Here is a 6,695-nt window from a genome sequence, read left to right as displayed (position 1 = left end):
CCCCGGGGCTGCGGGGCCGGCCGTTCCTCTCGTGCGCGTGCTGCTAGCGGTTCGCCGGCTCCTCGAGCGGCTCGGCCGTGCCCGCCGAGGCGCCGGGAGCGGGTGTGCCCGACCCGTCCGCGGTCGCGCCCGGGACGGTGGTCGCCTCCGAGGTGATGGTGGCACCGGGGACCGTCGCCGCACTGCCGTCGGGCGCCACGGCGTCGGCCGGGGTGGCCGTGTCGTCGTCGCCGCCGATCGCCAGGTCGCGGGACTTGGAGACCGCGACCGCGCCGATGACGATGACCAGCGCCGCGATCGCGATGCCGTAGCGGACCGGGCTGTTCTTGCCGTCACCGATCGACAGGGTCACGATCGCGGGCGCGATGAGCACCGACACGAGGTTCATGACCTTGATGAGCGGGTTGATCGCCGGGCCGGCGGTGTCCTTGAACGGGTCGCCGACGGTGTCGCCGATGACGGTGGCGGCGTGCGCCTCGGTGCCCTTGCCGCCGTGGGTGCCGTCCTCGACGATCTTCTTGGCGTTGTCCCACGCCCCACCGGAGTTCGCGAGGAAGACGGCCATCAGGGCGCCGGTGCCGATCGCGCCGGCGAGGAACCCTGCGAGGGCGCCGATGCCGAGCCCGAAGCCGACCGCGACCGGCGTCATGGCTGCGAGGAGACCAGGGGTCGCGAGCTCGCGCAGCGAGTCCCTGGTGCAGATGTCGACGACCTTGCCGTACTCGGGACGGGCGGTGCCCTCCATGATCCCGGGGATGTCGCGGAACTGGCGACGGACCTCGAAGACGATCGCGCCGGCGGCGCGGGTCACGGCGTTGATCGCCAGGCCGGAGAACAGGAACACGACCGCGGCGCCGATGAGCAGGCCGACCAGGACGTTCGGGGAGACGATCTCCAGGCCGAACGAGGTGGTCAGCTGCTTCTGGATCGCCTGCACCTCGCTCTGCCCGATGACACCGGTCTGCGCCTGCTGCTCGAGCTTGGCCAGGATCGGGTCGAACGCGCCGCGCCAGGCGTCGGAGTACGAGCCGAACAGCGCGGTGGCCGCGAGGACAGCCGTCGCGATCGCGATGCCCTTGGTGATCGCCTTGGTGGTGTTGCCGACCGCGTCGAGGTCGGTGAGGATCTGCGCGCCCTCGCCGTCGACGTCACCGGACATCTCGGCGATGCCCTGGGCGTTGTCCGACACCGGGCCGAAGGTGTCCATGGCGACGATGACGCCGACCGTGGTCAGCAGGCCGCAGCCCGCGAGCGCGATGAGGAACAGGGACAGGACGACCGAGCCGCCGCCGAGCAGGAAGGCGAGGTAGACCGCGCCACCGATGATGACGGCGGTGTAGACGGCCGACTCGAGGCCGACGCCGATGCCGGAGAGGACGACCGTGGCCGCGCCCGTCAGCGAGGTCCGCGCGACGTCGCGGGTCGGGCGCTTGTCGGTGCCGGTGAAGTAGCCGGTGAGCCACAGGATGATCGCGGCGAGGACGATGCCGATGACCACGGCCAGGATGGCGGTGACCCGGGGGTTGCCGCTCAGCTGGGTGACGGACTGGTCCGTGGACTCGAGGCCCTTGAAGGTGTCGGGCAGGTAGACGAAGGCGGCGACGGCCGACAGGACGGCGGCGATCGCGGCCGAGATGTAGAAGCCGCGGTTGATGGCCGACAGGGCGTTCTCGCCGGGCCGGACGCGGGTGATGAAGACGCCGATGAGGGCGGTGACCGCGCCGATGGCGGGCACGAGCAGCGGGAAGACCAGGCCGTAGGTGCCGAACGCGACCGAGCCGAGGATGAGCGCGGCCACGAGCATCACGGCATACGACTCGAAGAGGTCGGCGGCCATGCCGGCGCAGTCACCGACGTTGTCGCCCACGTTGTCGGCGATCGTCGCGGCGTTGCGCGGGTCGTCCTCGGGGATGCCGGCCTCGACCTTGCCGACGAGGTCGGCGCCCACGTCGGCGGCCTTGGTGAAGATCCCGCCGCCGACACGCATGAACATGGCGAGCAGGGCGGCGCCGAAGCCGAAGCCCTCGAGCACCTTGGGGGCGTCGCCCTTGTAGAGCAGGACGACGACCGAGGCGCCGAGCAGGCCGAGACCGACGGTTGCCATGCCGACGGTGCCACCGGTGCGGAAGGCGATCCGCATGCCGCTGTCGCGGTCGCCCTCGCGCGCAGCCGAGGCGACCCGGACGTTCGCCTTCACGGCCAGGCTCATGCCGAGGTAGCCGATCGAGGCGGAGAAGAGCGCGCCGACGACGAAGAAGGCGGACCGTCCCCAGCGGATGCTGGCGGTGTCGGCGGGCAGCAGGAGCAGGAGGCCGAAGACCAGCACCACGAAGATGCCGAGGGTCTTGAACTGCCGCGCGAGGTACGCCTGGGCGCCCTCCTCGACCGCGGCGCCGATCTCCTGCATCTTCTCGGTGCCGGCGTCGTGGGACAGGACCTGCTGGCGGAAGAACACACCCATGCCGAGCGCGATGACGGCAACCACTGCCACCACGATCACCAGGGTGAGATTGGAGCCGTCCAGTGTGAGGGCACTGGCGGCAGGCGCGACGCGCAACATTCCATCCTCCTCGATGGGGAACATCTCCAAACCGCCCACGGGCACGCTGGCCAGCGCGCCGCACGAGGGGACGATGGTGGCGAGGGTAATGCACGTCACACCGTAAATGTCAGCGGGTGAGGAGGGTCACACACAGATTTCCTGCGGTGTTTTCGCAGCGTACGGGCCTGTTCGCGACCGCGCCGTGGCGCGTGGGCCGACCCGCCGGCGGGCGGCAGTGCCGTGGAGGGAGCGCTCAGACCGCGGAGGCGGCGGTGGCTTCCTCGACGGTCGGGTAGATGTGGAAGACCTTGTCCAGGCCGGTGATCTTGAAGACCTTGAGGATGCGGTCCTGGGCGCTGACGATCCGCAGCGTGCCGTTCTGGCCGCGGACGAGCTTGAGCCGGCCGACCAGGACGCCGAGGCCGGTGCTGTCCATGAAGGTGACCTTCTCGAGGTCGACGACGAGCTCGGTGCGCCCGGCGGCGACCTGCTTGTCGAGCACCTCGCGCAGCAGCGGGGCCGTGTAGACGTCGATCTCCCCGGCGACGTGCACGACCGTCACCGCACCCTGCTCCGTGCTGGAGACCGACAGATCCACGCCTCTTGCCTTTCACCGCGCCGAACGGGCACGACGGAGACCGTCAGCCCACGGGATTACCGTAGCGGCAATGTCCATCCCCAGCGCCACCGGATTCCCAGCGGCGAGCCGCGGGGCGGTCGGCGCGGTCCGGGCGCCCGGCGGCCGACCCGGGTTCGACCCGCTTGCCGCGCTGTCCGCCCTGGCGGCCGGTGCGCCCGACCGGCTGCGCCACGTCCACGAGGTGCCCGCGCGCAGCGCGCGTCCCGAGCCGTGGCCGACGTGGGTGGACCCGACCGTGTATGCCGCGTGCGCAGGCACCGGGATCACCTCCCTGTGGTCGCACCAGCGCGAGGCCGCCGACCACGCGTGGGCCGGCCGGCACGTGGTGATGTCGACCGGCACGGCGTCGGGCAAGAGCCTCGGGTACCTGCTCCCCGTCCTGTCGGCGGTCGTCGAGGGCGCTGCGGCCCCGTCCGGCCGGGGCGCCACGGCGCTCTACCTCTCCCCCACCAAGGCACTGGCCGCCGACCAGCTCGCCCGGATCCAGGCGTGGGCCGTGCCGGGCGTCCGCGCCGCCACCTACGACGGGGACACCCCCACCGAGGAGCGGCGCTGGATCCGCGACCACGCCCAGCTCGTGCTGAGCAACCCGGACCTCGTGCACCACTCGCTGCTGCCGGGCCACGAACGCTGGGCCCCGTTCCTCCGCGCGCTGAGGTACGTCGTCGTGGACGAGTGCCACGTCTACCGGGGCGTGTTCGGCTCCCACCTCGCCGCGCTGCTGCGCCGGCTGCGGCGGGTCTGCGCGCGGTACGGGTCGGACCCGACGTTCGTGCTGGCGTCGGCGACGGTGCGCGACCCCGGCCTGCACGCGCAGAGGCTGACGGGGCTGCCGTTCGAGGAGGTCACGCGGGACGGGTCGCCTCGGGAGGCGATGACCTTCGCCCTGTGGGAGCCCGGCGAGCTGCCGGACGGGTCGGGACGGCGCAGCGCGACGTCCGAGGCCGCGGACCTGCTCGCCTCGCTCGTCGCCGACGGCGTCCAGACCGTCGCGTTCGCGCGGTCGCGGGCCGGCGTCGAGGCACTCGCGTCGAGCGCCCGGCGCACGCTCGACGACGAGGGGCACGTGCGCGCGGCCACGGGCGTCGCGGCATACCGGGGCGGTTACCTTCCCGAGGAGCGACGCGAGCTCGAGCGCGCGCTGCGCGACGGGACGCTCGTCGGGCTGGCCGCGACCAACGCGCTCGAGCTCGGCGTCGACGTGTCCGGGCTGGACACGGTGCTCATGGCCGGGTGGCCCGGAACGCGGGCCTCGTTGTGGCAGCAGGCGGGACGGGCCGGGCGTGCCGGCACGCGCTCGCTGGCCGTGTACGTGGCGGCCGACGACCCGCTCGACACCTATGTCGTCGGGCACCCGGAGGTCGTGTTCGGCCAGCCGGTGGAGGCGGCGGTCCTCGACCCGGAGAACCCCTACGTCCTCGGTCCGCACCTCGCGGCCGCCGCAGCGGAGCTGCCCCTGCGCGAGGGGGACCTCGACCTGTTCGGCGGCGAGGCGGTGGCCAGGCCGCTGCTGGATGCCCTGGTCGCGCGGGGCATCCTGAGGCGACGGCCCAACGGCGGGTGGTACTGGGCGCGCTCGGACCGGCCCGGCGACCACCTCTCCCTGCGCGGTGCCGGCGAGGTCTTGGGCATCGTCGAGAGCCGCACGGGCCGGGTGCTGGGGACCATCGACGGCGCGAGCGCCCACACGCAGGTCCACGCCGGGGCGGTGCACGTCCACCAGGGGCAGACGTACGTCGTCACCGAGCTCGACCTCGAGGGCGGCACCGCGACCGTCGTGCGCGGCGACCCGGGCTGGAGCACCTTCGCCCAGTCGGTGAGCGCGTTCGACATCGTGACGGCCGAGCGCTCGCGACGGGTCGGGCCGCTCGAGGTGTGCTTCGGCTCGGTCCGGGTGCACACGCAGGTGACGTCCTTCCTGCGGCGGCTGCCGAGCGGGGAGGTCCTGGGCACGCACCCCCTCGACCTCCCGCCGCGGACACTGCGGACCAAGGCGGTCTGGTGGACGATGCCGGTCCCGTGGCTGGCGACGGCCGGGGTCGCCGAGGTCGACATCCCCGGAGCCGCCCATGCCGCCGAGCACGCGGCGATCGGCATGCTGCCGCTCGTGGCGACCTCCGACCGCTGGGACATCGGCGGCGTGTCGACGGCCGAGCACCCCGACACCGGCCTGCCGACGATCATGGTCTACGACGGGTACCCGGGCGGGGCGGGCTTCGCCGAGCGGGCCCACGCGTCGGTGGCGACGTGGCTGACGGCCACCCTGGAGACGATCGAGGGGTGCCGGTGCGACCACGGCTGCCCTGCCTGCGTGCAGTCCCCCAAGTGCGGCAACGGCAACGAGCCGCTGGACAAGGCGGGGGCCGCCCGGCTGCTGCGGGCCACCCTCGCCGAGCTGGCTCGGTAGCCTGGGGGCGCGGGGACGGGTTCGTCGGCTGCAGGGCTCTGACCTGCGGTTTCTCGGTTCGTCGCGCCGGACAAACCGGACAGCTGCTCGACCGGCGCCGCGCCGGACCAGCCACTATGGTCGAGGCGGACGGCGCACCACGCGCCCCTTATCGCCGGAGGTACGACCGTGATCGTGCTCGGACTCATCCTGGCCATCATCGCCATCGGAGCGGGTGTCCTGCTGGTCCTTGGGACCCAATCCATCAGCACGCCCGTGAAGATGGACTTCCCCGGCTTCCCCAGCGTCGAGATGACCCCTCTGGCGCTGGTCATCGCCGGTGCGGCCGTTCTGCTCCTCCTGTGGCTCGGCCTCGGACTGATTCGCGGAAGCGTGCGGCGTCGGTCCCGTCCGCGCCGTGAGGCCAAGGAGGCGCAGCGCCAGGCCGAGTTCGAGGAGAACATCCGCGCCGACGAGCGCAACCGCGCCGAGGAGGCCCACCAGCAGGCGATCGCCGAGCGTGACCGGGTCCGCGAGCAGGAGTTCGAGTCCCGGTTGGCCGAACGCGACCGCGCCCGCGAGGAGGAGTACGCGAGCCGCCGCGCCGAGGACGAGTCGCGCATCCGCGCCGACGAGCGTGCCCAGGTCGAGCGCGAGCTCGCTGACCGCCACGGCGCTGCTGTCGCAGCCGGCAGCGGGGCACTGGCCGGGGCAGGCGCGGGAGCCGCTGCCGCCGGAGTCGCCCACCGCGGGGACCGCGCCGACGAGCACGTGGGCGACCCTGCCGCGACCGGGCCCGGGGAGCGCGACGTTGTCGACACCCGCGCCGACGGCTCTGCCGGTGGTGCACCGGTCCACGACCGGGGCGACAGGGGGCTGGACCACAGCGCCAACGAGCGACGCGCAGAGGCCACCGACCTGCCCGCGACCTGGGACGACGGCGCCGTGTCCTCGCGCAGCGAGGGCGAGGGCAGTGGAGCGACGACGCGCGACGCGGACGGGGAGGTCGACGACGCCGGCGCGTCGGACGCCGAGCCGGGGCGCCACCGCCACCGCACGGTGGCCGACAAGATCATGGGTCGCACCGGGCGGGACGACAGCAGCAGCTGACCCCCTCAGCCAGACCC

The 6,695-nt window shown here is 73.1% G+C and carries 4 protein-coding genes; 2 read left to right on the top strand and 2 right to left on the bottom strand.

The features are described 5' to 3' along the window. Positions 1-43: 43 nt before the first annotated feature. A complete protein-coding gene (locus ACFUC1_RS19890; RefSeq protein WP_379122921.1) occupies positions 44-2,560 on the bottom strand; it encodes a sodium-translocating pyrophosphatase in 2,517 nt (838 codons plus the stop codon). A gap of 235 nt (positions 2,561-2,795) precedes the next feature. Next, positions 2,796-3,140: an anti-sigma factor antagonist gene (locus ACFUC1_RS19885; protein WP_310153339.1), complete on the bottom strand. Its 345-nt coding sequence runs from the start codon at positions 3,138-3,140 to the stop codon at positions 2,796-2,798. 70 nt (positions 3,141-3,210) lie between these two features. Between ACFUC1_RS19885 and ACFUC1_RS19880 the strand changes: the two genes are divergently transcribed. Both ACFUC1_RS19880 and ACFUC1_RS19875 read left to right on the top strand, forming a co-directional pair. Next, positions 3,211-5,589 (top strand): DEAD/DEAH box helicase, encoded by a 2,379-nt coding sequence (locus tag ACFUC1_RS19880; protein WP_379122919.1) that lies wholly within the window; start codon positions 3,211-3,213, stop codon positions 5,587-5,589. 174 nt (positions 5,590-5,763) lie between these two features. Then, complete coding sequence (locus tag ACFUC1_RS19875; RefSeq protein ID WP_379122917.1) at positions 5,764-6,678, top strand: hypothetical protein; 915 nt, start codon at positions 5,764-5,766, stop codon at positions 6,676-6,678. Positions 6,679-6,695 lie beyond the last annotated feature (17 nt).

Origin of the sequence: Pedococcus sp. NPDC057267 (genome assembly GCF_042668795.1) — a bacterium.
In the GTDB taxonomy this organism is placed as follows: domain Bacteria; phylum Actinomycetota; class Actinomycetes; order Actinomycetales; family Dermatophilaceae; genus Pedococcus.
Note: the sequence above shows the minus strand (reverse complement) of the source record. Positions and strands in the feature narration are given on the sequence as shown.